The organism is Microbacterium sp. Bi128 (genome assembly GCF_918698205.1).
In genome coordinates, this window is the sequence record NZ_CAKKMM010001331.1 from 1 (window position 1) to 1397 (window position 1397).

A 1397-nucleotide genomic window follows, 5' to 3' on the forward strand; every position below is an offset into this window, starting at 1 on the left:
GCCCAGGCCGGGCCACTGGCCGACGCCACGGCGCGCCAGCAGGTGGTGGTCCAGGAAACCGAGGTGGCCAAGCTCGAGGCCGACCGGGAGGAACAAAAACTGCAGACCACCGTCCGCAAGCCCGCCGACGCGAGGGCGTACGCCAAGCGCACCGACGCGGAAGGCCAGAAATCCGCGGACATCAGCGCTGCCGAGGCGCTGGCCCGGCGCACCGAGCTCGAGGCCCAGGCCAACGCCCGGCGGACCGAGGTGCAGGCCCAGGCGAACGCGACGGCGGCAGCAGCCGCGGCCGGGGCCACCAAGGTCACCGGTGAGGCCGAGGCCGCCGCCACGAAGGCCCGCGGCGATGCCGCCGCCTCCGCCATCAAAGCCAAGGCACTGGCAGAGGCAGATGGCATCAAGGCCCGCGCCGAAGCATTGGGCACCAACCAGGACGCCGTCATCTCCCAGCAGCTCGCCGAGAACATGCCGGCGATCGTGGCGGCGGCGGCCGAGCCGTTCGCGCACGTCGGCCAGATGACCGTTCTCAACGGCGGCGAAGGGGTCAACCGGATGATCGGCGGGATTTTGGCACAGGTGGGCGACTACCTCCCGGCGCTCTCCACGGCCCTCAAAAACACCCGGGATGGCGGCAAACGGCCGGCGAAGGCGCCTGAGGCGTAGGGGCGGGAATGCGCGCGGAGAGCCGGAGGACCTGATGTACTGGGATTCTGATGTACTGGGGTTCTGATGCATAAGGATGTTGACCGGAGCCTGACCGGAAAGATCGGCCGCGTCACCGGACGGATCGGCCCGGGCACCATCGGCGAGGTCATGCTGCCGGTCCGCGGCGGAACCAGTGCGTTCCACGCGCACCCCTTCGATAAGACCAGCGTTTTCGCCGTGGGCGAGCAGGTCCTGGTCATCTATTTTGAACCGCCGCAGACGGTGTTTGTGGACGAACTTCCGGATGTCCTCAAGGCCGATTGACCCTCTGGACGGTAGGAGGCGACGGGCGTATTCTGAAGTTCCGTAGCCTCTGGAGGTATTTCTGATGGAAGGCAACAAGCGTGCGCGTTGCGGTCCGGTTTCCGGCATCCGTGCCCGCTTCCCGGTCGGCAACTGGCCCGACCCGCTGTAGCTCGACTTTCGTCATGCCATCCGGCACCGCTGCTTCGTAGGGTTTGCGCCGTGGACGCATGGCCGCACTGAACTGCGCCCACGTGAGGGCGCCCGACTAGTTCCCGGCAACCGCCCGCCTTACTGCGCGCCCTGTGGCGTTCCCTCCTGAGTTCGCCCACCTTTCTGCGCGCCCTGTGGCGTTCCCTCCTGAGTTCGCCCACCTGTTAACCCACTCTTCCCTTCCCGGCCACGCCTGCTCCCCCGCGCCGCAAACCGCCGCCCGCACCGTGGAGGGG

The 1397-nt window shown here is 68.1% G+C and carries 2 protein-coding genes; both read left to right on the forward strand.

Annotation, left to right across the window (positions count from 1 at the left end; genetic code table 11):
* The coding region (locus LQV45_RS32495) for a flotillin domain-containing protein (RefSeq protein ID WP_290370386.1) at nt 1–663 on the forward strand (663 nt) is incomplete at its 5' end.
* Between the two features lie 66 nt (nt 664–729).
* Nucleotides 730–969, forward strand: coding sequence for a hypothetical protein (locus LQV45_RS32500; protein WP_143264731.1), 240 nt, complete (start codon nt 730–732; stop codon nt 967–969).
* The last annotated feature ends 428 nt before the right edge of the window (nt 970–1397 follow it).